This is a genomic window from Mannheimia granulomatis (assembly GCF_013377255.1).
Taxonomy (GTDB): Bacteria; Pseudomonadota; Gammaproteobacteria; order Enterobacterales; family Pasteurellaceae; genus Mannheimia; species Mannheimia granulomatis.
Genome location: NZ_CP016614.1, coordinates 931,804 through 956,610, shown reverse-complemented (window position 1 = coordinate 956,610; position 24,807 = coordinate 931,804). Strand labels below are relative to the sequence as shown.

Here is a 24,807-nt window from a genome sequence, read left to right as displayed (position 1 = left end):
ATGAAAAAACTGCTAGTTATCCGAAATGATAAAATTGGGGATTTTATGGTCTGTTTTCCGGCATTTGCGATGCTAAAACAATCCCTACCCGATGTTGAAATTACCGCGCTTGTGCCAAATTATACCGCACCTCTTGCCAAGCTTTGCCCTTCTATCGACAAAGTAATTATCGATACTGCTAATAAAAAAGATAAAACTGAATTTAACCGCATCTTACAAGCGGTCAAAAAAGAGCAATTTGATGCAGTAATTTGTTTTGTGTCGGATTGGTACAATGCTAAACTCACGTTCCTAAGTGGAATAAAATATCGCCTAGCTCCGGCAACTAAATTGTTTCAATTCTTATACAACCATCGCTTAACCCAACGCCGTTCGCAATCAGCAAAAGCGGAATCAGAATATAATTTAGATTTAGCTCGTGCTTTCTTAACCAAGCATAACATTCAAATTATCGAACCAAGGACACCTTATTTGCAATTTGGCGCAGATATCCTGCAAGCACAAAAAGCCAAATTATCCGAACAGTTAAAGATCTCATCAGATAAAAAATGGTTGTTTGTGCATAGCTCCACAGGTGGTTCTGCCAATAATCTCTCGGTTGAGCAATATGCCCAATTAATTCAGGGTATTTTGGCGGAATTTGATTGTTATGTGGTTTTAACGGCAGGTAAAGGAGAAAGTGAAAAAGCGAATGAACTCGCTCAGAAAATCAACCAACCGAATGTGGTGGTTTATGATAAAAATGAGGGATTAGCGGATTTTTCCCGCTCGCTTGCCTGTGCCGATCTCTTTATTGCCGGCTCAACCGGCCCACTTCATATTAGCGGTGCGTTGAATATTCCAACCGTGGGTTTTTACCCAAGCCGTTTATCGGCTATTCCACGCCGATGGAGACCTATTAATGATGCGGATAAGCATATTGCTTTTTGTCCTCCATCAGATAAAGCATCGCAAATGAACTTAACGCTAATATCTATTTCAGAAACATTAAAAACAGTCATTCCTTTTATTGAGAAAATGTGGAGATAAATCCCTCTCTCCCTTTGTGGGAGAGAGAAATTTTTCTTCGTTTAGAAGAAAAATCAGCGAGAGTGGAAAGTCCTATTTTCGAGTGCGATTCCATAAATCCGCATATTTCACAAAGGTAGAATGAGCAGAAAGCACCGCTAACAGAAAGCCTTGTTTTCCATCTAAAAAGCCGGCTTTTAATAAATACATTTTCACAAAGCAGCCTATAGCGTGGCTTACACCATCAAATAAAGTTGCGGTTTTACCGACATTTGCCCGTTGTATTGCCCATGCTTTGGCATAGCTTGCAGATTTCACTAAATAATGATGAATATCTTTGTAGGTAAAATGCAGCAAATCGCCCTGTAACTTCTCTACTTTAGCTTCTTTCGGGAAATGTACTTTTTCGTGAACCAACTCATCGCCATATTTTGCAAAGCCTGTTGGATACAATCTCACCACATAATCCGGATACCAGCCCGAGTGGCGAATTTGCTTGCCGAAAACTTCGCTTAAACGACTGACTTTATAAACGGTATTTTTTTCATCATTTTTGACCGCTTGTAAAATCGAATTTTTCAGCTCTTCGGTCACTCGCTCGTCAGCATCCAGCCATAACACATAATCGCCTGTAACATATTGCTGTGCAAGCTGCCGCTGCTTACCGAAGCCCGGCCAATCAGTATTAGTATAAAATTTCGCATTGTAGTGAGCCGCAATTTCAGCGGTTTCATCGGTACTGCCGCTATCTAAAATCACGATTTCATCCACCCAACCTTTTACGGTCTCTAAGCAAGCGGCTAAATCTTGGGCTTCATTTTTTACAATCATTGTAACACTTAACGTTGGCATAATCTTTCCTTAATCTTTTAATGAGATTCTCGCATTTTACTTTAAAAATAACTGTTTTTGTGCTATTTTCTACGCCAAATTTTATCAACGAATCAATGAATGGAAAAAATAATGTCAATTATATTAACAACCAAACAAAAACAATATTTAAAAGGCTTAGCCCATCATTTAAGTCCTGTCGTAATGCTAGGTGGCAATGGCTTAACCGAAGGTGTGCTGGCTGAAATCGACAATGCCTTGGAATATCATGAGTTAATTAAAGTAAAAGTTGCCGGTGCCGATCGTGAAACCAAACAACTTATCATTGATGCGATTTTGCGTGAAACTAAAGCGGCAGAAGTGCAAACTATCGGGCATATTTTAGTGCTTTATCGCCAAAGCGAAGAGAAAAAAATCAGTTTGCCAAAAGCGAAAAAAGCTGTTTAGTTGCAAATTTTTCTATTAATCCAACCGCTTGTATTCAGGCGGTTTTTTATATCGGTAACCTATTATGTTTAAAAAATTTTCTGCCTATACTTTAGCTATGCTCCTTATTCCTGTAGTCACCTGGCTGGCAAATTGGCAATGGTCTTTGGCGATTGAATACCCTGAATATGGTTTTGATTACTTTTTATTTTTAATTACTGAAACCGGTTCTGTGCCTTACGCTATAGCCACTTGTGTTATCTTTACTTTATTATTGACTTGGGTAGTCAGAAAGCACTATTCTTTGTTTTTTGTCATTACCGTTTGTGTTGCCTCAATGGTTGCAACACAAGTGATTAAAAGTGGAATGAAATCGGTGTTTCAAGAGCCTCGTCCTTTTGTTTCGGCACATTTCCAAGAAAAATCATTAGACTTTTATCAATTAACACGCGAGCAGCGTGGCATTGCCGTGATGGAAAAAATCGGGGCCAACCAAAACTTCGTAACCGTCCACCAAGCAAAAGAAGTCGGCTATTCCTTCCCTTCAGGCCACACAATTTTTGCCGTGTCTTGGTTATTATTAGTAGTGGGATTCTGCCGAAATATGCGTGGACAAGCGGTTATTTTTGCACATATTTTTGCAATTAGCTGGGCAGCCTTAATGCTTGTTAGCCGCCTACGTTTAGGAATGCACTACCCGATTGATTTGTTCATCAGTAGCTTACTTGCATTTGTGACAAATCTTGCGCTGTTTGTTTGGTTTGTGCCTTGGTTAGAAAAACGCAATCCATTTAACTTATTTCATAAGAGAGTCTAATTATGGCGATTTATTACGGTTTAGATATTGGTGGTACCAAAATTGAGCTGGCAGCATTCAGTGAAAAATTGGAAAAACTGTATAGCGAACGTGTGCCAACCCCACAAACTAACTATGATGATTGGCTTAATACCGTTGAAACTTTGGTGAATGATGCCGATAGCAAATTCGGTGAAAAAGGCTCAGTCGGCCTAGGCTTGCCGGGCTTTGTAAACCGAGAAACAGGCATTGCAGAAATTACCAATATTCGTGTTGCGGACGGTAAAGCCATTATTAAAGACTTGAGCACACGTTTAGGACGTGAGGTAAGAGCAGAAAACGATGCCAACTGCTTCGCCCTATCTGAAGCGTGGGATGAAAGCAATAAGTCTTTCTCAACCGTATTAGGCTTAATTATCGGCACAGGTTTTGGCGGTGGTTTTGTGTTTGACGGCAAAGTTCATTCAGGCAGAATCGGTATGGCGGGTGAAGTCGGTCACATGCAGCTCAACTACCATGCTTTAAAATTACTCGGTTGGGAGAAAGCGCCGATTTATGACTGTGGTTGTGGTAATCACGCCTGTTTAGATACCTATATTTCAGGGCGAGGTTTTGAGTTATTGTTTGCTGATCTGGTTGGCGAAAAGGTATCCGCAAAAGAGATTATCGAACGTTTTTACACTCAAGACACTAAAGTCGTCGAGTTTGTTGAAAAATATATTGAATTAATGGCAATCAGCATTGGTAATCTTATTACGATTTTAGATCCGGATATGATTGTTTTTGGGGGTGGTTTATCTAACTTTGATTATATTTATCAAGCCTTACCGAAAGCATTGCCGAAACATTTAATGCGTTCAGCTAAAGTGCCGGTCATTAAAAAAGCCATTCACGGCGACTCCGGTGGTACGCGTGGTGCAGCCGCATTATTTCTGAAATAATATCTATAAAGCTACATTAAAATATCCCCTTCTTTAAACTAAGAAGGGGATATTTTTTAAGATCATTTCTCTTCTTTCGGCAATTTGTATAATTGGTTTTTATATAAATAGCTACCTAACAAAGCATGAGCTAAGGCTTCTTTTTTAAATTCCTCAGGTAACGTTTTCGGTGTTAATTTATGCGTAGATTGATCATACTCAAAACCTTCAATCGGTAAATTAGGACGCATCACCACAACATCATTGCCCCTCATCATTGCCTGTGTGGCATCATATTGCATAAAAGCACGATTAGGGTCGATATTTTGAGTTAAATCGTAACCTATCATCGGATATTGACCGCTTACCCCCGCTACCGAAAGCAATGTTGTTGGCATATCCATTTGACTGACTAAGCGATTATCCGCTCTTGGTTCAATATGATCTGCTAATAAAAGTGCCGGAATATGGAAATGTTGAATCGGAACTAAATGTTCACCGACTGCACGAGAATCGTGATCGGCAATCACTAAAAATACTGTGTCTTTCCAATAATCTGATTTTTTAGCTAAGTCAAAGAAATGCCCGATAGCATAATCGGCATATTTTGCCGCATTATTGCGAGTCTGTTTTGGCTGTTCGTATAATTCAATTTTACCGTCCGGGAATTCAAAAGGATCATGGTTACTTGAACTAAAAACTAAACTAAAGAAAGGCTTACCCTGTTGATGAAGCTCGTTAAAAGTTTCATTGGCTTTATCAAATAAATCCTCATCGCTCACGCCCCAGGTTGCGGTGAATTTTGGATTCTTGTAATCCTTTTCATCAATAATTTGTTGAAAACCGTTGCCATAGAAAAAGCTTGCCATATTATCAAAATGCTTTTCACCACCATAAATAAACGAGGTGTGATAACCTTGGTGTTTCAACAATTCTGCAATGCTGAAAAAATTGTTTTGGCTTTTAGTCAATTTCACCACTGCACGAGCCGGTGTTGGGGTAAATCCAGTTGTGACGGCTTCAATCCCTCTGACAGAACGGGTTCCTGTTGCATAAAGATTAGTGAAATACCAGCCTTCTTTTGAAAGCTTATCCAGATTTGGCGTAAGATCCTTTCCACCTAATGAGCCGACAAACTGTGCGCCTAAACTCTCTTCTAGAATGATCACAATATTTTTTGCTTTGCTTTGATAGCTCGCCTTATTTTCGGTCAAGGTGGGAATTTCATCTGAAATATAATCAGACTCCGCTCGATTACGACTCTGCTTAACAATACTTAACATCTCCTCAACTGACATTTTTCCGTATTGTTCTGAGGATTTATCTTCATCTTTTAACTGCTGAACCGCATAAAGCACGGAATATCCGGAATTTAATACCAATGAGTTGACAAGAGGATCGCTTGAAAATGCCACCATTGCAGGATTAATGCCACGATGAGCAAAGCTTGAACGACCGCCTAAAAATACAATCGCTGCTATTAATAATGCAAGTAGCGGACGCATTTTCCAATTAGGAAAACGTAAATTCTGAGTTGCCCAGCCAGATAGCTTCCAATAAATAACCGATGAAGCAATCAAAGCCAATATACCACAAACTACACTGACTAAATGCCCGTTAATCAACATAGTAAAAACTTCTTTTGGATGAACAAGATATTCAATAAATAGGCGATTAGGGCGAAGGTCGAAGGTTTCAATAAAGTTAGGAGTTGCCACCTCCATAAAAAGAATAAAGGCACTGCCAACTGTCAGCCATATTCTTAGAATAGTACGCCAAATTGAGCCAATCTTATTTTTTTGAAATAACAATATACTAAGTAATGCCGGCAAGCCAAATAACCAACAAAGTGCTGAAATATCAATACGAATGCCCTGCAACATTAAGGGCAACCAGCCATTCACAGCAGATACTCTCTCAGCTTGCCAAACAGCCAGCCCTAAGCGGGCAATAGAAAATATGAGCAGATTGATCCCTACAAACACCAAAATAGGGAATAGCACAGTTTTTGATTCACTGCGTTGATTCATTAAAATTCTCCTTTTATATTTAAATATTATATTGTTATGCTTTTATGCTAATCACATCGCCAACTCTAATTACTCCACTATTTTGTGGCACAAGATGAATACCAAAAATCGGTTTGCCTTGTTCATTGGTATGCTTTTGTTTTAGAGTTCTAAATGGTTCTGCTTGAGGATCTAGCTCTAAAGTGGTTAAATCTCGGGTAATCAATACGCAACGGGTACACAATTCGGATTTGGTAAATAAGACTTCGCCTATTTGAATTTGTTCCCACTGCTCTTCTTCAAAAGCTACATTTCCATCGATAACAATATTCGGGCGAAAACGTGCCATTTCAAGCTTAATCGGCGACCATTGCTGAACTTGTTCAAGCGATTTCTCCGACATCAATGTTACCGGATTACTATCAGCAAAACTCAGCGGATTTCCCGGAAAACGATTAACCTCTCTTTGACTTTTAGCCCCGAGCCAACGAAGTTGTACAACCCTGTCAAAAATTTTACTCAGCCAAGCATTTACTGAATCTGCTGCAACTTTAGAAGCAAAATGTGTTCCCCAAACCTCACTGCTCTGTTCTTCTACAAAGTCTTGATAAAGTGCAACGCATTTTTCACCGCTTACATGACTAATCACTAAACCACTTGCAATCGGCAAAGCGGTTAAACGGTATAACTCCTTATCTTTACGGGCAGTAATAAATTTGCCGTCTGGCTCGGTAAGCATAAATTCACGGTCAAAGTTCAGCCCCTTGGCTTCCACAAAAGCTTGTGAAACAGCAGTACCAAGGGTGGATTTAATCGGGTAAATATTTAGTTCTGTCACCTTCATAGAAACTCCTTATATTGAAATAGATGCTACCATAACCGCAAGCGGTCAAAAAGTAAAAGGAATTTGCAAATCCCCTTACAGAACGGTAAACTTGAGCAACTTTAGACAATCAATAGAGAACACCAAATGGCTAAAAAACCCACTCAAGATTTTGAAACCACACTCAAAGAATTAGAAGAAATTGTAACCCATTTAGAAGCTGGTGATTTGCCGCTTGAAGAAGCATTAAATGAATTTGAAACAGCCATTAAATTAGTACAACAGGGGCAAGAACGCTTACAAAAGGCTGAACAACGTATTCAAATTCTATTGAATAAAGATGAAAACGCAGACTTATCAGATTACGAAAGAGAATAATACTATGAGCTATGATTTAGCCTACGATCTAAATACCCTACAACAGCGTATTAATCACTTTTTGTCTGATAAATTAAATCAATACCAAGAGGTAGGCTCCCCTTTGATTGAAGCCATGTCTTATGCTGTTTTATTAGGTGGTAAACGGGTTCGTCCCTTTTTAATCTATGCGACAGGCAGAATGCTTGGTGTTTGTCTTGAAAAATTAGATCATAGTGCCGCAGCCATGGAATCTATCCATGCTTATTCACTGGTTCATGATGATTTACCGGCAATGGATGATGATAAATTACGCCGTGGTAAACCGACCTGTCACATTGCCTTTGATGAAGCAACAGCTATTCTAGCCGGCGATGCCTTACAAAGTTTTGCTTTTGAGTTACTGGCAACCGATCCTCATTTAACAGATAGAGAAAAAATCACCCAAGTAGGTGAACTAGCCATAGCTTCCGGCGCAAAAGGAATGTGTTTGGGGCAAAGCTTAGATTTAATTGCAGAAAATAAATCAATTGGTTTGGAAGAACTTGAATTGGTTCATCGCAATAAAACCGGCGCATTAATTTTATCTTCTGTGATGATGGGCTTTAACCTTTCCGAGCATTCGCAAAATTTAGCGATAAAACAACCGCTTGAAAGCTATGCAAAAGCCATAGGTTTAGCTTTTCAAGTACAAGATGATATTTTAGATGTTATTGGCGAAACCGATAAAATTGGTAAAACAGTCGGCTCAGATGAAAATCTTAATAAAAGCACTTATCCCAAACTACTAGGATTAGAAGGAGCGAAACAAAAAGCAGAAGCACTTTATCAACTAGCATTAACTTCTCTTGCCAAGCTTCCCTTTGATACAACAGCATTAAAAGAGTTGGCCTCCTTTATCGTAAAACGAGAAAGTTAAGAGAAAATACCCGACACTAAGTGGTTTGCCCCAAAAGTTAAACTTATACATTATTACTATGGCAATGAACTTACTCCAAATAACATTAAGCTCTGTGGACATTGCAGAATTTAGCCATTGAATTATTTTGGGAAACATTTAATATTCAGTTTTTAGCTATATTTTCTCAACTAATTTCGACAGCAATCCGGCAAACCACAACTATTCTGCGGTGTGAGATAAATAGATTTAGAATGAAACTGCTGCAATGTGCAGCGATGTCCCACACTGATAATAATACTCTCCGGCAAAGTATTTCGTACTGTTTGATAAAGCAAAGCTTCCGTTGGTTCATCAAGAGCGGAAGTGGTTTCATCTAGAAAAATCAGCTCCGGCTTGCTGAGTAAAATCCGAACAAAGGCAATACGTTGTAATTCTCCCGGTGAGAAAATCACTTGCCAATCATTTTCTTGAGCTAAAGCGTGCTGATATTTTTCTAGACGACATTGGCTCATCACCTGTTTAATCTCATTATCACTTGCTTGAATATGCGGATAGCAGATCGCTTCTTTCAGTGTACCTTGTGGTACATAAGGGCGTTGTGGCAAGAAAAGTGGCTGCTCTACGCAAGCACGTTCGGCAATACCAATAGTTTCAAATGGATAAATCCCTGCCAACGCTTTAAGCAAAGTAGTTTTACCCGAACCGGAATCGCCTTGAATCAGCAGGGCATCACCTGCATTTAATTCAATATTTATCTGCCCAAACAGCACTCTGCCTTCGCTATCTTTCACACCAAAATCTTTCAGATAAAATCCTTTTGAACAAGCTAAAGGTTGATGCACCGGCATTGCATCAAGTTTATCCAGTGTAGTGAAAAAGCCATAAAGACGATTAAGTCGTGCTTGGTAGAGAGTAAAATCGTCATAAAATAGGCGGAAAAAGGATAATGCACGCATTAAACGATTGAAAGATTGCACGGTTTGGTGCATATCTCCAAGGGTTACTTGCCCTGTGAAAAAGCGAGGGGCTTGTAACATCAGCGGCAAAATCATCGCAATTTGAGTCACACCTGTGTTAAAGCCATCTAACCCTAACATTTTACGCACAATTTGCCAGCGGTTGGCAATCATAGTACGAAAACGCAGCTGTAAATGTTCCCGCTCACGGGCTTCGCCCGAATAAAAAGCAATACTTTCCGCATTCTCCCGCACCCGAATAAGTGAATAGCGGTAATTCCCCTGATATTTTTCTTTGTTGAAATTCAAGCGAATAAGCGGTCTGCCAATCACAACAGATAAAAGTGTTGCAAGAAGAATAAAAATATAGATAAAGAAAACCACGCCTTTCGGCACTTCAATACCAAATACTGCCAGAACTCCTGATAATCCCCAAAGAATAATGGTAAATTCAATGGTCGAAACAATCGCATTGATCACACCACGCACTGCATCAAGCGTGCCATGAATAAATTCCGTAGCATCTTGTTCAATCCGTTGATCGATGTTATCAGGCAACTCTTTTTCATACTTCACCAAATAGTAATTCTTATTGGCGAGCCAACGCGCCAGCATTTCTGAATTTAACTTTTCCAACCAGCGAATTTCCAGCACTTGTTGTAAAAAATAGTTGATGACCGAATGAACAATTTTAACGATCACCAACATTAAATTGATTAAGGCAAAAAACCAGAAAGACTCTACTTCCATTTTCTGCATTGAACTATACAGCCCATTATAGAAAAAGGTGTTCAGCACACTGATCCGCACTTCTGTCAGTACCATAAAAAGCAGCAACAAAATTAGTCCGATGATTTTGACTTTATTCGACTTTTGCCAAACAGGACGAGTGATATGCCAAAACCGCTGTCCAAATTCAGTAAATCCCAATAATCGACCAAAAAGATACAGCCCCAAAGAGGTACAAAAAAGTGCGGTGATTAACCATAAAAAACTATTATTTAATTCGGTTTGCCAGTTCATAATTTATAAATCAATGATTGCTTTTAAATTGCGACTCTACCGAGAATCGCCATTTAAAAACAACATAACAAGCGGTCATTTTTGCAGATTTTTTTGCAAAAATGACCGCTTGCTTTAGGCTTTAATTAGAATGAATATTCCACTTTTGTCCAGTAAGTACGAGGCATACCAACTACAGCAAAACTGCGGTCGTACTGACCACGTTGAATTTGCCAATAATGTTTGTTAAACAGATTTTCCACCCCCGCACGCAAAGTGAGTTCCTGTTTTCCAGCAAATTTCAGACTATATTTCCCGCCTAAATCTACCGTGGTGTAAGAGGGTAAGCGGTAAATTGCAGCAGTATCTTGGTAAGACTTGCCATAGTGTTGTAAGCCTGCATTCAACGTTAAGTTTTGAATGAATGGCGTATCCCACTCCACAGCTGCTTTGGCAATCCAGCGTGGGCTGGTCACTTGCACACCGTTTACGATAGTGTCGGCATAGGTTGGAAAATCAAACACTTTACCTTGATTATAACTGATGCCTAAACTTGGACGGAGCGTGTTTTTCAGCAATTTGGCATAAAGATTTATCTCTACACCACGATTACGTTCTTTTCCTTGCTCTTTACCTGCACTTGACGCAAGTGCCGCCGTATTACCACGAATAATCCCCGGACGGCTTAATTCATAAACACTTAAACTTGAACTAAAAGTTTCATTCCAATTTTTACGCATTCCTAATTCAATTTGCTTGGTTACGCGTGGGCTATTCATTTCACCTGTATCAGGGTCGGCATTACCCGGTTCTAAATCTTCCAAATAGTTAGCGTAATAAACCAGATCATTATTCGGTACATAAGCAATCGCTGCCATCGGGCTGAAGCGATCCGCTTTTAAACGTACATCGGTAGCACGGTTAAGTTGCTCAATCCATTGGAAGCGTCCACCAAGTGTTAAGCGAATTTGGTTATCAATCAAGCCGAGTGTGTCAGAAAAAGCGATACTTTGGGCAGTAAATTTATTATCAGCGGCTTGCTCAAGGCTACCGTGATTCGGTTCATTAATAAACTCTGGTGTATAGATATTGCTATTAAATCTGCCACCACGTCGTGTGGTTGGATTACTATCGTGATCTCGTTGGCGTTGAACTAAATCGTAAGCAATACTCCACGCATGAGAAATTGAGCCGGTTTCAAGCTCTCCTTGTAGTTTTAAATTGCCACTGGTAGTACGAGAGCGGAAATCCATTGCCGTCGCATTAACGGCTCGATAATTCCCTTTGCTATTTAGCATCGTTAATTGGGTAAAATTGCCGTAATATTTGGACTCCATATGCCCAATGCCCCCTGAGAGCATCATTCGCCAAGGTAAGTCGTATTCAAAGGTGATTAATGCGGTTTCATCATCAGTTGTTTGGCGAGACCAACTAGGCACTAAATTAATTTTACCATTCGGTGCAACCGGTAAAGCAAAAGTTAAATTTTGCATATCTTGTACCCTTGCACGTCCGCCTTTAGTCGCTCGTTTGCTTTGGAAATAATCCACACCGACACGCAATTTCTCACCGCTATAATCTGCACCAAGTGCAATTTCTTTTGCCAGTTCACTGTAATGTTGACGAGCAGTATTGCCATCACGATAAAGCCCACTAACACGTACGCCCCATTCGTTATTTGTCCCAAAACGTCTGCCAAAATCAAAGCTCTCTTGCAAACGACTATTTGAGAACCACGCCAAGCCGATTTTATTGATCGGCCCATCTGTTGCTCGTTTGGTTTCAATATTTACTGCCGCCCCTGCCGCACCTTCAGGATCCATGCCCACCGTTGCAGTTGAAGCCCCTTTGATTAACTGTACCGAACCTACCGCTGAAGTAGTAGTATTGTATGCTCCGTATAAACCCGACAAACCATTAACACTAAACTGACGGGCATCCAGCTGCAAACCACGTACATAAATGCCCCCCAGCGTATTGGTTTCACCACCAAAATTTATAATTGATGCATCCGTTTTTGCCAAGGCATCCACTACATTACGCGGCAATTTATCCGCAAACGCTTGTTCATCGTAATTCACAACTGTAATAGGTGAGGTAAAAGCCAGCTGTTTGCCGAGCAAACTTAAATCCACCACGGCTTTTTGATTATCCGTTGCTTTAATTTTTTCTAATTCAGCAATAACCTTAACCTCATCAAGTTGAACGTCTTTTTCTTGGGCAAAAGTAATAGGGGAAAGGAATAACGCAGAATAAATAAGGCTGTGTTTGAATTTCATGGAGCTTCCTTGTAGAAAGTTTAATTGAGAATTGTTTTTAATATAATTTATTCTCAACCAAAAAACAAGCTAAAACGGTTTAGTTTGAATGTATAGCTTTCTTTCAAACAAAAAAATCCCACAAATGTGGGACAGAAATAAGATGAATAAGAAAATAAATGATATGAAAAAGCATAATATTACTCTGTCCTAATAATTAGATTCAAAGCTAACTGATTAAGGTACAGATCAAACGCCATATTTTCTAAGATTAAACGTGAGGTTTCGCCTCAGGCAAAGTGCCTTCTATTTCATAAACTACATCACCATCTTTAAAGAAAACATAACCACCATTTTTCATTTTGGTCCAATTCTCATTTTTGGTGAGAGGCTGTGTTGTGATAACAGTCACCTTATCGGTAATTTTCGTATATTGGCTAAAATCAATAGAAACATCGTCATCACGCAGAGCCTTACCAAAAGGGGCTTTACGACAAACATAATGGAGATTTGTGGTACAACGAGCAATCATCCAATGTCCGTTAGAAAGAATAAAATTAAATACACCGTGTTCAGCAATTTCTGAGGTGATTTTTACCACCGCATCAAAAATCTCTTTTTCGCTTGGTTTAGCCGGATACATCTCTTTTAATTCAGAAACAATTCTGCAAAATGCAGCTTCAGAATCAGTAGTACCAATCGGTTGATAATGGCAATCTTCGCAAACACCAACCCCTTCTACTGTACCATTATGAGCAAAGACCCAGTTTTCGCCCCACAATTCTCGAATAAAAGGATGCGTATTTTCAAGGTTAACATCACCTCGCGTGGCTTTACGAATATGTGCCACAACATTTAAAGATTTAATCTGGTATTGACCGATTGACTCAGCCATAGGTGATGAGGCTCCCGGGCGGTTATCGCGAAAAACACGCACTCCCTTTCCCTCAAAAAATGCGATTCCAAATCCATCTGTATGATGATCAGTTAAGCCTCCACGGCGGCGAAAACCATCAAAAGAAAAAGTAATATCAGTTGGCGTATTACAATTCATTCCAAGTAATTGACACATAATAACTTCTTAAATAATAGGTAAGTAAAACACAAAAAATAATAATGCAATTTAAACGGATTAATGCTGAAATTCAATGGCATTTCGCTAAAATATTATGCTTTCTGTTTATATTTTATATCGTTATATATTCGTTTAACTATTCTCTTTCTTAAACAGCGATAATAAAAAGATAAAACCGGCACAAATCACAACAGAAGGCCCTGCCGGAGTATCTTTCCAAGCCGACAATAACAGCCCACCCGTTACTGCAACTATGCTCAATAAAATGGCAATAATCACCATTCTTTCAGGTGTTCTGGCAAATCGCCTTGCAGTAGCCGAGGGAATAATCAGTAATGAGGTAATAATTAATGCTCCGACAAATTTCATACTCAAAGCAATAGTTAATGCAGTTAAAATCATCAACAATAAACGTAGACGTACAACATTTAGCCCCTCAATTTGAGCTAATTCAGCACTGATGGTTATTGATAGTAAAGCTTTCCAATAGAGTGCTAAAATGGACAAAATAGCAGCCGCACCAAGAGCAATAAAGAGAACATCGTTGGAATTGATCGCCAATAAATCGCCAAATAAGTAGGACATTAAATCCACTCTGACATTATCAAGTAAACTAATGGTAATAACCCCAAGAGAAAGACTGATATGCGCAATAATACCAAGTACAGTATCTACCGAATAATGAGTTTTCTGCTCCAACCAAACCAGTAACAGCGCCAACACAATGGTCATCACAATAACAGCAAGATAGGGATCAATTTGCAAGAAAATGCCTAATGCCACCCCAAGTAAGGCAGAATGAGAAAGAGTATCGCCGAAATAAGCCATTTTTCGCCATACCACAAAAGCACCAAGCGGTGCAGTAATAAAAGCCAAACAAACGCCGGCAAGCCAAGCGGGAAATAAAATATCAAACATAATTCAATTTAGGTGAATAACAAGCGGTGATTTTTTACCAAAAATTTGCAAATTTTTTGCTAATTTCGACCGCTTGCAACTATTTATAACGTTGAGTCAGGCTAGCCTCATCTTGTGCTTTCAGCCATGCCATTTTTTCTTTAATTTGCTTTTCCATTCCCCTTTCTGTCGGAAAATAAAATTGAGTATCTTTTAATTCAGGTGGAAAATAATTTTCTCCGGCTGCGTAAGCATTTGGCTCATTATGGGCGTAGCGATATTCTTCACCATAGCCTAAGGATTTCATTAAATTCGTTGGGGCATTACGTAAATGCTCAGGTACATCGTAATCTTTCGCCTCTTTAGCCAACCGTTTTGCCTCATTAAAGGCTTGATAGACCGCATTGCTTTTTGGTGCCACCGCAAGATAAATAATCGCCTGGGCAATCGCTCTTTCCCCTTCATAAGCTCCCACTCGGGTAAAACAATCCCAAGCGGCAATAGCAATCTGCATAGCCCTTGGATCCGCATTTCCCACATCTTCCGAGGCAATCGCGAGTAATCTTCTGGCAACATAAAGCGGATCACCACCGGCCGTTAAAATTCGAGCATACCAATACAAAGCACCGTCTGGCGAAGAACCTCGAATAGATTTATGTAACGCAGAAATCAGATCATAATAACGATCACCACCTTTATCAAAACGGGCTTGTCGTTCACCTAAAACTTCGATCAGAAGAGCCTTGTTTAGCAACTTAGTCTCGCTTGTGCTTTCCGCCATATCCACCATTAACTCTAAGCAGTTGAGGGCAAAACGGGCATCACCATTAACATAGTCGGCCAGTAGTCTCAGCACATCATCTTCAAACTGCAAATTTTCATTGCCAAATCCTCGCTCTTTATCAGACACCGCTGTTTGCAAAACTTTTTCAATTTCAACCGCTTGTAAGGGCTTAAGAATATAAATTCTGGCACGTGAAAGTAATGCATTATTCAGCTCAAAAGAGGGATTTTCAGTAGTCGCCCCGATAAAGATAATGGTACCGTCTTCAATATGTGGTAAAAAGGCATCTTGCTGGCTTTTGTTGAAACGGTGAACTTCATCTACGAATAATAAGGTTCTTCTACCCGATTGACGATTCAGCTTTGCCTGCTCAATTGCCTCTCGAATTTCTTTTACCCCACTGGTAACAGCTGAAATACGTTCGACCTCAGCATCAAAATGGTGAGCGATAATTTCTGCTAAAGTAGTTTTACCGGTTCCCGGAGGTCCCCAAAAAATCATGGAATGGCTATGCCCAGCCTCTATAGCTCTGCGAAGCGGTTTGCCTTCGCCAATCAAATGAGATTGACCGATGTATTCGCTTAAATTCCGAGGCCGCATGCGAGCTGCAAGCGGTCGAAAATCTTCTGCGAAATCAAAAGACAAACTGTTCATTTAAACCTCATCTCTTAGCGTAACCGTAATTGGCGGCGAATATGACGCATCAACAAGAAAATCCATGGCCATAAGATACCGCTTATCACTGCACCTAAGAGCTCTTGAGAGTTAAATTCTGCACGATGCAACAGAAATTCAATAATAAAAATCGAGCAACGGATCAAAATAATATAAGCAATCACCAGTAAACTTTGTAACCAAAGGGAAAGGTTACGCAAAATTAAGTGATATTTCGCCACAAAGTAGATAGCGATCGATAATACCAAAGCATGTATGCCTAAAATGGAGCCAAGAATCAGATCCCACACAATACCGGCAATAAAAGCTGTACCGACACTGATTTTATCCGGCAATGCCAGTACCCAGTAAATTAATACTAATACAATCCAATTTGGACGTAAGCCTTGGAAACCAATAGGCCAAGGCATGATTTCCAATACAAATGAAACAACAAAAATGGCAATTAACACCAATAGCTGAAAAATCGGATTTGCTCTCATTTATTCAGCTCCTTGTTCGGTGTGATAATTTTCATGATTTTCGATATCCGGTTGCTCAGCCGGATTTTCAATAGTTTCATCTGCGTCTATTTGTTCTTCTTTTGCATCTAATTGAACTTCAACTTTCTTATTCGACATCTGTTTTAAACGTTCAAAAGGATTAATGCTATTACGTCTTTCCTCTACGACTTCACGTACTTGTTCCGGCGATAAACTTTGGCTGTAATTTTTCTCTTCTGACGTTGGCCAAAGCAAAAGTAAATAGCGTAGCCTGTCAAATGAAGCTAAAGGACGCGCCACAATACGTGCAAATTGGCTTTTGGTATCGTTTTCAACAGTTTCTACAATCGCCACCGGATAACCTTCTGGGAAACGCCCTCCCAAACCTGATGTAACTAATACATCTCCTTTCACCACATCAATAGAACGTGGCAGGTTATCAACAACCAGTTCATTATTTCCGCCTGTACCATTTGCGATACCACGTACATCATTACGTAATACTTGAATAGGAATTGCGTGGGTGATATCGGTTAAAAGTAGCACTCGGCTTGATTTCTCACCCACTGAAATGACCTGACCTACCACACCTCGTTCATCAATAATCGGCTGTCCGACAAAAGCACCATCCAAACGCCCTTGGTTTATCACGACTTGTTGGCGATATGCATCCATTTCGGCAGCCAATACTTCTGCTATTTTTTTATATTCATCTTGGCGAAGAGGAGAACTCAGCAACAGTCTTAAACGCTGATTTTCCACTTTAAGCTGATCAAGTAATAATAAATCCGCACTTTTTTCTCTTAATTGCTCTTTCAATAAATTATTTTCCATTTGCAATTTATTGTTATCGATAAAATTGCCACTAACGCCATCTAATATTGAGCGAGGAGTATTTGCAAAATAATATAATCCACTCACTGCAGTTTCAAGCATATTACGGGCTTGAATCATCAATGAGCTACGCCCATCAGAAAGAATAAGCGCAATAGAAAGTATTATCGCAATAATCAGACGCATGCCTAAAGAAGGCGTTTTAGCAAAAATCGGTTTCATTAGAGAAATATTATGTGAAATTTATGGGAATATATAATGAAAATTGACAATAGATAAGATCCATTGCCAACTTTCAATTTAATATCTGCTTAGACAAAATACTTAATCATCGCTACTAAACACATCGCCACCGTGCATATCGATCATTTCTAACGCTTTACCGCCACCACGAGCAACACAGGTTAACGGATCTTCAGCAACAATCACTTGCACCCCGGTTGAATCAGAAAGCAGGCGATCTAAATTATGTAATAACGCACCACCACCGGTTAGGACCATACCACGCTCAAAAATATCCGCTGCTAGCTCAGGAGGGCATTGCTCTAATACTGCTTTTACTGCTTCTACAATACCGTTTAATGGTTGCTCAATAGCTTCTAAAACATGTTTTGAGTTTAATTCAAATGTACGTGGAGCACCTTCTGCCAAGTTATGACCGTGTACTTCTATGGTTTTAACATCTTCATCAGACTCAATTTTTGCACTTGCGATTTCTTGTTTGATACGCTCTGCGGTAGCTTCACCGATTGCAGAACCGAAATGGCGGCGGACATAAGCGATAATCGCTTCATCTAATTTATCGCCACCAATACGAACTGAGGTTGAATACACAATACCGTTTAAAGACAGTACTGCAACTTCAGTTGTACCACCACCAATATCAATAACCATAGAACCCATTGCTTCGTGTACCGGTAAGCCGGCACCGATTGCAGCAGCCATTGGTTCTTCAATTAAATATACCTCACGTGCACCGGCACCAATTGCAGACTCTTTAATCGCACGACGTTCTACTTGCGTTGCACCGGCAGGCACACACACTAACACTCGAGGACTTGGACGCATAAAGTTATTGCTATGAACCTGTTTAATAAAGTGTTGTAACATTTTTTCTGTAACGAAGAAATCAGCAATTACGCCATCTTTCATCGGACGGATTGCCATGATGCTTTTCGGTGTACGACCTAACATTAATTTCGCATGAGTACCAACTGCTGCAATGCTTTTTAATGATCCCATTCTATCTTGGCGGACCGCAACAACTGAAGGCTCATCTAATACAATACCCTGCCCTTTTACATAGACTAAAGTATTTGCTGTTCCGAGGTCGATAGAAAGATCATTTGAAAATAATCCTAAAAATTTTTTAAACATAAAAGAATCCGTCAAAATAAAATTGTTTAATAAATCAGGCACGTTTTATCGTGCGAATATTGCCGTTAAATATAGCAAAAAATAGACCTATTCAGCAATGAAAAATTTAATTCTCTAAAAAATTTGCTCAATTAGCTGATAAGCATACACAATCAAACTAAAGGCAATAAAATACATAATTAGCCCTGTAATGGCATCTAGGATCTGCCAGGTTCTGCGTTTAGCAAAATAAGGTAAAAGTAACCTTACCCCATAACCAACGCCAAAAAACCAAAGAAATGAACAAATCAATGCTCCGGCTAAAAAATACATTTTTCCCTCAAAGCTTAATTTTCCTCCAATACTACCGACAATCACCACTGTATCAATATAAACATGTGGATTTAAAAAAGTGATCGCAAAGGTAATCATTAAGGCTTTTTGAAGACTTGTTGCAGTTTCTCCACTTGCCGTTAAATAGTCTGTACTTTTAAATACGCTGATAAAAGAACGGCTGCCATAAGTCAATAAAAACAGCGCCCCTAATAGAGAAATAATTAGACTTAATATCGGCAATTCAGAAATAATCATTCCAAGTCCTAATACGCCAACAGTCATTAACAACACATCACCTAAAAAGCAGAGAGAGGCAATCCAAAAAACGTGCTGTTTTAAAATACCTTGTTTCAGTAAAAAAGCGTTTTGTGCCCCGATAGAAACAATTAAACCAAAGCAAACCATAAAACCTTGAATAAAAATATCCACTTTTTTCTCCAAAATGTATAACAAGCGGTCGATTATACAGAAAATTTTGCAAAAATTCGGTATAATTTCTGCAGAAACTCTTTTGACTTAATAGGAAATTTTTTATGAGTAATATTATTCAGACCCCATCCTGCGTTGTGATTGCCATTGCCGGAGCCTCAGCTTCAGGAAAAAGCTTAATTGCTTCAACCATTTATAAAGAATTAAAAAACGAATTGGGGACGGATAATATCGGTATTATTTCTGAAGATGCCTACTATAAAGACCAATCTCATCTCAGTATGGAAGAACGCATCAAAACCAATTATGACCACCCTAATTCAATGGATCATCATTTATTGGTTGAACATTTACGCCAATTAAAACAGGGTAATGCCATCGAAATCCCTGAATATGATTATACCGAGCATAACCGCAAAACTACCACCCGTCATTTTGAACCTAAAAAGATCATTATTTTGGAAGGAATTTTGTTATTAACAGATGAAGAAATTCGTAATGAACTCAATGTGTCAATTTTCGTTGATGCACCATTAGATATCTGCTTTATCCGTCGCTTGCAACGAGATATGGTAGAACGTGGTCGCTCAATGGACTCGGTGATTACCCAATATCGCAAAACGGTTCGCCCGATGTTCTTACAATTTATCGAACCATCTAAGCAATATGCCGATATTATTGTGCCAAAAGGTGGAAAAAACCGTATTGCGATTGATATCCTCAAAGCACAAATCAAGCAACTACTGAAATAGGAGTGACCTATGCGTTTATGTGATACAGATATTAAACGTTACCTAGATGAAGGCAAAATTACCATTACCCCTCGCCCGGCTGATGACAAAATTTCCGGTGCAACTGCTGATGTGCGTTTAGGTAACTCATTTCGCGTATTTCGTGAACACAACACCCCCTATATTGATTTAAGCGGTCCACGAGAAGAAGTTGCCGCCCAACTCAATAAAGTTATGAGCGATGAAATCATTATTGAAGATGGCGAAGCCTTTTTTCTACACCCCGGCGAACTCGCTCTTGCAACAACACTTGAATCCGTCAAACTACCGGCAAATATTGTCGGCTGGCTGGATGGGCGTTCATCTTTAGCAAGGCTAGGCTTAATGGTTCACGTTACCGCACACCGTATTGACCCGGGTTGGGAAGGTAAAATTGTGCTGGAATTTTTTAATGCCGGCAAATTACCCCTTGCCTTACGCCCTAATATGGCAATCGGGGCATTAAGTTTTGAAATCTTAAGTGGTGATGCAGTCAAACCATACAATGCCCGCAAAGATGCAAAATACAAAAATCAACAAAGTGCGATTTCAAGCCGAATTAACCAAGATTAAAAAAATCATATTATTTGCAATAATATTACAATTATGTTAATTTCAAGTTGTTTGATTAAAACACAATAAGGAGAAACAGTATGTTACATTATGCAGTTGTATTTTTTATTATTGCCATTATCGCAGCGTTTTTAGGCTTTGGTGGTATTGCCGGTAGTGCCACAGAAATTGCGAAAATTCTCTTTTTCGTATTCCTTGCGATCTCTGTTATCTCATTTTTCTTCAAGAGAAAATAGCAAGAATCAAAACACTATTTTAAACCACAGCCTTGGCTGTGGTTATTTTTTTGCAAAAAACCAGAAAAAAATAACCGCTTGTAAGCAAAAAAAAGCGGACTTTTGTCCGCTTTCTCTTCAAGAATAATTAGCTGTTTAACGCTCTTAAAATATCGTCCACACGCTCTTTCGCATCACCAAATAGCATTTGGGTATTTTCTTTAAAGAACAGTGGGTTTTGCACACCGGCATAGCCTACTGCCATTGAGCGTTTGAATACGATAACGTTTTGCGCTTTCCAAACTTCAAGCACCGGCATGCCGGCGATTGGGCTTGATGGATCGTCTAATGCTGCCGGGTTCACGGTGTCGTTTGCACCGATAACGAGTACAACATCGGTATCTTCAAAATCGTCATTGATTTCATCCATCTCCAATACCACATCGTAAGGCACTTTGGCTTCCGCCAATAAGACGTTCATGTGCCCCGGTAAACGGCCTGCAACAGGGTGAATACCAAAACGGACGTTCACGCCTTTTTCACGTAATTTAGCGGTGATTTCTGCAACCGGATATTGAGCTTGGGCAACAGCCATACCATACCCCGGAGTAATAATAACAGAGTTTGCGTTTTTCAACATTTCTGCCACTTCTTCTGCGTTGGTTTCACGGTGTTCGCCATATTCTTCATCGCCTTTGCTTGATTGCACGTCATTACCGAAGCCGCCTGCAATCACACTGATAAACGAGCGGTTCATCGCCTTACACATAATGTAAGAAAGAATTGCACCTGAAGAACCTACCAATGCACCGGTGACAATTAATAAGTCGTTGCTAAGCATAAAACCAGCCGCAGCCGCAGCCCAACCGGAATAAGAGTTAAGCATTGACACCACAACCGGCATATCTGCACCACCGATAGAAGAAACCAAATGCCAACCAAACACTAAAGCAATGATCGTCATAATCAATACCGGGAAAATATTCTCCGGATGATTAAGGAAGACAATCATCAAGAACACAGATACGACGATTGCCGCTAAGTTCCATTTGTGTTTGTGTGGAATATTTAACGCCGCAGAAGAGACTTTGCGACCAAATAATTTGCCGCTTAATTTACCGAATGCAACAAGTGAACCGGAGAAGGTCACTGCACCGATAAAGATACCTAAGAACACTTCTACATTATGAATGTTCGCAAGAGTCGCTTGCTCGGCTAAAAATGCTGCTTGTGCTACCTCATCTAAATTTGCCGGCATTAAAGCATTGGTATGTAAGCCGTAGCTGTTAAAACCAACTAATACGGCAGCTAAACCAACAAAACTGTGAAGAATCGCAACCAGCTCAGGCATTTCGGTCATTTCCACTTTAAGAGCTTTTTTCACCCCAATGAAGCCACCAATTGCCATTGCAATTAAGATCCAAACGGTGCCGTGTGATTGTGGTCCAAAAATTGTTGCCACTAAGGCAATTCCCATTCCCACAATACCATACCAGCAGCCTGCTTTTGCCGTTTCATGTTTAGAAAGACCGGCTAAACTCATAATAAAGAGAATAGCTGCGATAATATAAGCAGCGGTAACAAATCCAAAAGACATAGTTTCGTTTCTCCTTAACCTTTTCTAAACATTGCAAGCATACGTTGCGTCACTTTAAAGCCACCAAAAATATTAATGCTGGCAACTAATATTGCAATAAATGCTAAAATATCAATAAAGAAATTACCGGTAGGTTGAGCAATTTGTAAAACCGCACCTACGATAATAATGCCTGAAATCGCATTAGTTACCGCCATAAGCGGAGTATGTAATGCGTGGCTAACATTCCAAACCACATAGTAACCCACTACACAGGCTAATACGAATACGGTAAAGTGCGATAAAAATGCAGCCGGTGCAACTGAAGCCAGCCATAGGAATAATGCACCCGCCCCTGCCATTACGCCATATTTCACACGTGGATCTGCAGGTTTCTCTTCTTTTTTGACCGCTTGTGAATTATCTGTCGCTTGTTTTTGAGGCTGAGCTGAAACTTGAATAGGTGGGGCCGGCCAGGTTAATTCGCCATCACGCACAACGGTTACGCCACGTAATACCACATCTTCAAAATTGATGTCGATTTGACCATCTTTATTCGGCGCTAACAGTTTCAATAAATTCACTAAGTTAGTGCCGTAAAGTTGGGACGATTGTGTTGGCAAACGTGCCGGAAAATCCGTATAACCAATCACTTTCACTTGGTTATCGGTGACAAACACTTCGCCTGCTTTCGTATATTCACAGTTACCACCTGTAGCAGCAGCTAAATCTACAATCACTGAGCCAGGTTTCATAGAATCCACCATTTCTTTGGTGATCAAACGTGGAGCCGGCTTACCCGGAATCGCTGCCGTAGTAATGATAATATCCACCTCTTTTGCTTGAGCGGCATAAAGCTCCATTGCACGGCGATTAAACTCTTCCGACATCACTTTTGCATAGCCGTCACCGGAGCCACCTTCTTCTTCAAAATCAATTTCTAAGAAGTCAGCGCCCATTGATTTCACCTGCTCTTTTACTTCCGGACGGGAGTCAAAAGCACGCACAATCGCACCAAGGCTATTTGCCGCACCAATTGCCGCTAAACCGGCAACACCTGCACCAATAACTAACACTTTCGCCGGTGGTACTTTACCTGCTGCGGTAATTTGACCGGTAAAGAAGCTGCCGAAGGAATTTGCTGCTTCAATCACAGCACGATAACCCGAAATATTTGCCATTGAGCTTAAAGCATCCAAGGCTTGCGCTCGCGAAATACGTGGTACTGTGTCCATTGCCAGCACATTAATTTTTTTAGACTGCAACTTTTCCATCAATTGTGGATTTTGCGCCGGCCAAATAAAGCTGACTAAAGTTGCACCTTCTTTGATTAAATCAATTTCAGCCTCAGTTGGGGCATTTACTTTAAAGATAATGTCCGCATTCCAAACCTCTTGCTGAGTGCCGATACTCGCGCCTGCATTAACAAATGCATTGTCTTCAAAACTGGCTTTAAAACCCGCATTCTCTTCAATGAGGACATCAAAGCCAAGTTTTTTAATCTGCTCAACGGTCTTTGGCGTTGCCGCCACTCGAGTTTCACCGTCTAACAGCTCTCTTGGTACACCAATAAGCATAAAGACTCCTGTATGTTGTGATTTAAAAGCTAAATGAATAGCCCGTTTAAGTTTAAAGAATCTCTTAAATGTACCACTAAATAAAGCAGATTGGTAAAAAAATCTCTAAATTTAAAGGGATATTACTGATTTTTTTCAAATTTCCAGCGATAACAAATTTTGCTACACTATTGGAAGATAAAAATTTAACAAAAAAGAAACAAACTCCAATGCAGATTCTCGATCAAATTCACATTATTCTTGTTGAAACGTCACTCCCGGCCAATATAGGCTCAGCAGCCCGAGCAATGAAAACAATGGGTCTAGCTCAGCTACGTTTAGTTGCTCCAAAGCATCCGATAGATGAACAAGCATACGCCCTTGCTGCCGGTGCTAAAGATGTGCTGGATAACGCCCAAATTTTCTCTTCTTTTGATGAGGCAATTGCCGATTGTCAGCTGGTAATAGGCACCAGTGCCAGACTTCGTCATTTACAAAGCACCTTAATTGAGCCGAGAGATTGCGGTGAATTGGCACTACAGCGAGTAAAAAACGGCAAAGTCGCGGTCGTGTTTGGGCGTGAACGTGTTGGACTAACCAATGAAGAATTGCTGAAATGCCACTATCATCTGAATTTCCCAACCAATCCGGATTATGGCTCGCTTAATTTAGCCATGGCAGTTCAATTGGCAAGTTACGAAATCCGAATGGCGTATTTGCAAAATCCTCAAGAAAAACGACCGCTTGCAGAACAAAAAGAGTACCCTACCGCACAGGCATTAGAACATTTTTTTGATCACACTGAACGCTTGTATAAAGAGTTAGGCTTTATTCGTAATGAAGCTGTAATGCTAAAACTTCGCCGTCTTTATCAACGAGCAGAATTAGAAAGTAATGAACTGAATTTATTGAGGGGAATGCTCACTGCGGTTGAGAAATCCAAATAGACACTAACAAAAAAC

At 39.9% G+C, this 24,807-nt stretch carries 24 protein-coding genes; 10 read left to right on the top strand and 14 right to left on the bottom strand.

Annotation, left to right across the window (positions count from 1 at the left end; genetic code table 11):
• The gene (locus A6B41_RS04515) at positions 1-1,029 is read left to right on the top strand and encodes a glycosyltransferase family 9 protein (RefSeq protein WP_027074815.1); all 1,029 of its coding nucleotides are present in this window, start codon (positions 1-3) and stop codon (positions 1,027-1,029) included.
• A 72-nt stretch (positions 1,030-1,101) separates the two neighbouring features.
• Here A6B41_RS04515 and A6B41_RS04510 read toward each other — a convergent pair whose 3' ends face one another.
• Positions 1,102-1,860 carry a glycosyltransferase family 2 protein gene (locus A6B41_RS04510; protein WP_027074816.1) on the bottom strand — a complete coding sequence of 253 codons (759 nt, stop codon included), beginning with the start codon at positions 1,858-1,860 and terminating at the stop codon, positions 1,102-1,104.
• Between the two features lie 111 nt (positions 1,861-1,971).
• Here A6B41_RS04510 and yhbY point away from each other — a divergent pair, with 111 nt between their 5' ends.
• From yhbY to nagK, 3 genes are all read left to right on the top strand, one after another.
• Positions 1,972-2,286 carry a ribosome assembly RNA-binding protein YhbY gene (gene yhbY / locus A6B41_RS04505; protein WP_084493761.1) on the top strand — a complete coding sequence of 105 codons (315 nt, stop codon included), beginning with the start codon at positions 1,972-1,974 and terminating at the stop codon, positions 2,284-2,286.
• Between the two features lie 64 nt (positions 2,287-2,350).
• A complete protein-coding gene (locus tag A6B41_RS04500; RefSeq protein ID WP_027074818.1) occupies positions 2,351-3,082 on the top strand; it encodes a phosphatase PAP2 family protein in 732 nt (243 codons plus the stop codon).
• 2 nt (positions 3,083-3,084) lie between these two features.
• Positions 3,085-4,002: an N-acetylglucosamine kinase gene (gene nagK / locus A6B41_RS04495; protein ID WP_027074819.1), complete on the top strand. Its 918-nt coding sequence runs from the start codon at positions 3,085-3,087 to the stop codon at positions 4,000-4,002.
• Between the two features lie 62 nt (positions 4,003-4,064).
• Here the strand turns inward: nagK and A6B41_RS04490 are convergent, their stop codons facing one another.
• Both A6B41_RS04490 and A6B41_RS04485 read right to left on the bottom strand, forming a co-directional pair.
• The gene (locus tag A6B41_RS04490; protein ID WP_027074820.1) at positions 4,065-6,011 is read right to left on the bottom strand and encodes an LTA synthase family protein; all 1,947 of its coding nucleotides are present in this window, start codon (positions 6,009-6,011) and stop codon (positions 4,065-4,067) included.
• A gap of 34 nt (positions 6,012-6,045) precedes the next feature.
• Positions 6,046-6,834, bottom strand: coding sequence for an MOSC domain-containing protein (locus A6B41_RS04485; protein WP_027074821.1), 789 nt, complete (start codon positions 6,832-6,834; stop codon positions 6,046-6,048).
• A 126-nt stretch (positions 6,835-6,960) separates the two neighbouring features.
• Here A6B41_RS04485 and xseB point away from each other — a divergent pair, with 126 nt between their 5' ends.
• Complete coding sequence (gene xseB, locus A6B41_RS04480) at positions 6,961-7,191, top strand: exodeoxyribonuclease VII small subunit (protein ID WP_027074822.1); 231 nt, start codon at positions 6,961-6,963, stop codon at positions 7,189-7,191.
• 4 nt (positions 7,192-7,195) lie between these two features.
• On the top strand, positions 7,196-8,089 hold the full coding sequence (gene ispA, locus A6B41_RS04475) for a (2E,6E)-farnesyl diphosphate synthase (RefSeq protein WP_027074823.1): 894 nt from the start codon (positions 7,196-7,198) through the stop codon (positions 8,087-8,089).
• A gap of 170 nt (positions 8,090-8,259) precedes the next feature.
• Here ispA and A6B41_RS04470 read toward each other — a convergent pair whose 3' ends face one another.
• The 9 genes from A6B41_RS04470 to A6B41_RS04430 form a co-directional block, all read right to left on the bottom strand.
• Positions 8,260-10,050 (bottom strand): ABC transporter ATP-binding protein/permease, encoded by a 1,791-nt coding sequence (locus tag A6B41_RS04470; protein ID WP_027074824.1) that lies wholly within the window; start codon positions 10,048-10,050, stop codon positions 8,260-8,262.
• Positions 10,051-10,175: 125 nt separating this feature from the next.
• Positions 10,176-12,308, bottom strand: a complete 2,133-nt coding sequence (locus A6B41_RS04465) for a TonB-dependent receptor (RefSeq protein ID WP_027074825.1) — start codon at positions 12,306-12,308, stop codon at positions 10,176-10,178.
• 250 nt (positions 12,309-12,558) lie between these two features.
• Positions 12,559-13,359, bottom strand: a complete 801-nt coding sequence (locus A6B41_RS04460) for a class II glutamine amidotransferase (protein WP_027074826.1) — start codon at positions 13,357-13,359, stop codon at positions 12,559-12,561.
• A 135-nt stretch (positions 13,360-13,494) separates the two neighbouring features.
• Positions 13,495-14,280: a zinc ABC transporter permease subunit ZnuB gene (znuB, locus tag A6B41_RS04455; RefSeq protein WP_027074827.1), complete on the bottom strand. Its 786-nt coding sequence runs from the start codon at positions 14,278-14,280 to the stop codon at positions 13,495-13,497.
• 79 nt (positions 14,281-14,359) lie between these two features.
• Entirely contained in the window at positions 14,360-15,697 is a 1,338-nt protein-coding gene (locus A6B41_RS04450; RefSeq protein WP_027074828.1) for a replication-associated recombination protein A, read from the bottom strand.
• Between the two features lie 14 nt (positions 15,698-15,711).
• Positions 15,712-16,200 carry a rod shape-determining protein MreD gene (gene mreD, locus A6B41_RS04445; RefSeq protein ID WP_027074829.1) on the bottom strand — a complete coding sequence of 163 codons (489 nt, stop codon included), beginning with the start codon at positions 16,198-16,200 and terminating at the stop codon, positions 15,712-15,714.
• Positions 16,201-17,256, bottom strand: coding sequence for a rod shape-determining protein MreC (gene mreC / locus A6B41_RS04440; RefSeq protein WP_027074830.1), 1,056 nt, complete (start codon positions 17,254-17,256; stop codon positions 16,201-16,203).
• Between the two features lie 102 nt (positions 17,257-17,358).
• Positions 17,359-18,411 (bottom strand): rod shape-determining protein, encoded by a 1,053-nt coding sequence (locus A6B41_RS04435; protein ID WP_027074831.1) that lies wholly within the window; start codon positions 18,409-18,411, stop codon positions 17,359-17,361.
• A 114-nt stretch (positions 18,412-18,525) separates the two neighbouring features.
• Positions 18,526-19,155: a LysE/ArgO family amino acid transporter gene (locus tag A6B41_RS04430; RefSeq protein ID WP_027074832.1), complete on the bottom strand. Its 630-nt coding sequence runs from the start codon at positions 19,153-19,155 to the stop codon at positions 18,526-18,528.
• A 104-nt stretch (positions 19,156-19,259) separates the two neighbouring features.
• On the opposite strand from A6B41_RS04430, the gene udk reads away from it, so the two are divergent.
• The 3 genes from udk (at position 19,260) to A6B41_RS04415 (ending at position 20,734) form a co-directional block, all read left to right on the top strand.
• The gene (gene udk / locus A6B41_RS04425) at positions 19,260-19,907 is read left to right on the top strand and encodes a uridine kinase (protein ID WP_027074833.1); all 648 of its coding nucleotides are present in this window, start codon (positions 19,260-19,262) and stop codon (positions 19,905-19,907) included.
• 9 nt (positions 19,908-19,916) lie between these two features.
• Positions 19,917-20,498 carry a dCTP deaminase gene (gene dcd / locus A6B41_RS04420; RefSeq protein WP_027074834.1) on the top strand — a complete coding sequence of 194 codons (582 nt, stop codon included), beginning with the start codon at positions 19,917-19,919 and terminating at the stop codon, positions 20,496-20,498.
• An 80-nt stretch (positions 20,499-20,578) separates the two neighbouring features.
• Positions 20,579-20,734, top strand: a complete 156-nt coding sequence (locus tag A6B41_RS04415; RefSeq protein ID WP_027074835.1) for a DUF1328 domain-containing protein — start codon at positions 20,579-20,581, stop codon at positions 20,732-20,734.
• Positions 20,735-20,861: 127 nt separating this feature from the next.
• Here A6B41_RS04415 and pntB read toward each other — a convergent pair whose 3' ends face one another.
• Both pntB and pntA read right to left on the bottom strand, forming a co-directional pair.
• Positions 20,862-22,310, bottom strand: coding sequence for a Re/Si-specific NAD(P)(+) transhydrogenase subunit beta (gene pntB / locus A6B41_RS04410; protein WP_027074836.1), 1,449 nt, complete (start codon positions 22,308-22,310; stop codon positions 20,862-20,864).
• 14 nt (positions 22,311-22,324) lie between these two features.
• Positions 22,325-23,866 (bottom strand): Re/Si-specific NAD(P)(+) transhydrogenase subunit alpha, encoded by a 1,542-nt coding sequence (gene pntA / locus A6B41_RS04405; RefSeq protein WP_027074837.1) that lies wholly within the window; start codon positions 23,864-23,866, stop codon positions 22,325-22,327.
• 209 nt (positions 23,867-24,075) lie between these two features.
• Between pntA and trmJ the strand changes: the two genes are divergently transcribed.
• On the top strand, positions 24,076-24,792 hold the full coding sequence (gene trmJ / locus A6B41_RS04400; RefSeq protein WP_027074838.1) for a tRNA (cytosine(32)/uridine(32)-2'-O)-methyltransferase TrmJ: 717 nt from the start codon (positions 24,076-24,078) through the stop codon (positions 24,790-24,792).
• Positions 24,793-24,807: the final 15 nt, after the last annotated feature.

Coding starts and splice junctions, on each gene's coding strand:
- A6B41_RS04515 (WP_027074815.1), top strand. CDS start 1: ATGAAAAAACTGCTAGTTATCCGAAATGATAAAATTGGGGATTTTATG.
- A6B41_RS04510 (WP_027074816.1), bottom strand. CDS start 1,860: ATGCCAACGTTAAGTGTTACAATGATTGTAAAAAATGAAGCCCAAGAT.
- yhbY (WP_084493761.1), top strand. CDS start 1,972: ATGTCAATTATATTAACAACCAAACAAAAACAATATTTAAAAGGCTTA.
- A6B41_RS04500 (WP_027074818.1), top strand. CDS start 2,351: ATGTTTAAAAAATTTTCTGCCTATACTTTAGCTATGCTCCTTATTCCT.
- nagK (WP_027074819.1), top strand. CDS start 3,085: ATGGCGATTTATTACGGTTTAGATATTGGTGGTACCAAAATTGAGCTG.
- A6B41_RS04490 (WP_027074820.1), bottom strand. CDS start 6,011: ATGAATCAACGCAGTGAATCAAAAACTGTGCTATTCCCTATTTTGGTG.
- A6B41_RS04485 (WP_027074821.1), bottom strand. CDS start 6,834: ATGAAGGTGACAGAACTAAATATTTACCCGATTAAATCCACCCTTGGT.
- xseB (WP_027074822.1), top strand. CDS start 6,961: ATGGCTAAAAAACCCACTCAAGATTTTGAAACCACACTCAAAGAATTA.
- ispA (WP_027074823.1), top strand. CDS start 7,196: ATGAGCTATGATTTAGCCTACGATCTAAATACCCTACAACAGCGTATT.
- A6B41_RS04470 (WP_027074824.1), bottom strand. CDS start 10,050: ATGAACTGGCAAACCGAATTAAATAATAGTTTTTTATGGTTAATCACC.
- A6B41_RS04465 (WP_027074825.1), bottom strand. CDS start 12,308: ATGAAATTCAAACACAGCCTTATTTATTCTGCGTTATTCCTTTCCCCT.
- A6B41_RS04460 (WP_027074826.1), bottom strand. CDS start 13,359: ATGTGTCAATTACTTGGAATGAATTGTAATACGCCAACTGATATTACT.
- znuB (WP_027074827.1), bottom strand. CDS start 14,280: ATGTTTGATATTTTATTTCCCGCTTGGCTTGCCGGCGTTTGTTTGGCT.
- A6B41_RS04450 (WP_027074828.1), bottom strand. CDS start 15,697: ATGAACAGTTTGTCTTTTGATTTCGCAGAAGATTTTCGACCGCTTGCA.
- mreD (WP_027074829.1), bottom strand. CDS start 16,200: ATGAGAGCAAATCCGATTTTTCAGCTATTGGTGTTAATTGCCATTTTT.
- mreC (WP_027074830.1), bottom strand. CDS start 17,256: ATGAAACCGATTTTTGCTAAAACGCCTTCTTTAGGCATGCGTCTGATT.
- A6B41_RS04435 (WP_027074831.1), bottom strand. CDS start 18,411: ATGTTTAAAAAATTTTTAGGATTATTTTCAAATGATCTTTCTATCGAC.
- udk (WP_027074833.1), top strand. CDS start 19,260: ATGAGTAATATTATTCAGACCCCATCCTGCGTTGTGATTGCCATTGCC.
- dcd (WP_027074834.1), top strand. CDS start 19,917: ATGCGTTTATGTGATACAGATATTAAACGTTACCTAGATGAAGGCAAA.
- A6B41_RS04415 (WP_027074835.1), top strand. CDS start 20,579: ATGTTACATTATGCAGTTGTATTTTTTATTATTGCCATTATCGCAGCG.
- pntB (WP_027074836.1), bottom strand. CDS start 22,310: ATGTCTTTTGGATTTGTTACCGCTGCTTATATTATCGCAGCTATTCTC.
- pntA (WP_027074837.1), bottom strand. CDS start 23,866: ATGCTTATTGGTGTACCAAGAGAGCTGTTAGACGGTGAAACTCGAGTG.
- trmJ (WP_027074838.1), top strand. CDS start 24,076: ATGCAGATTCTCGATCAAATTCACATTATTCTTGTTGAAACGTCACTC.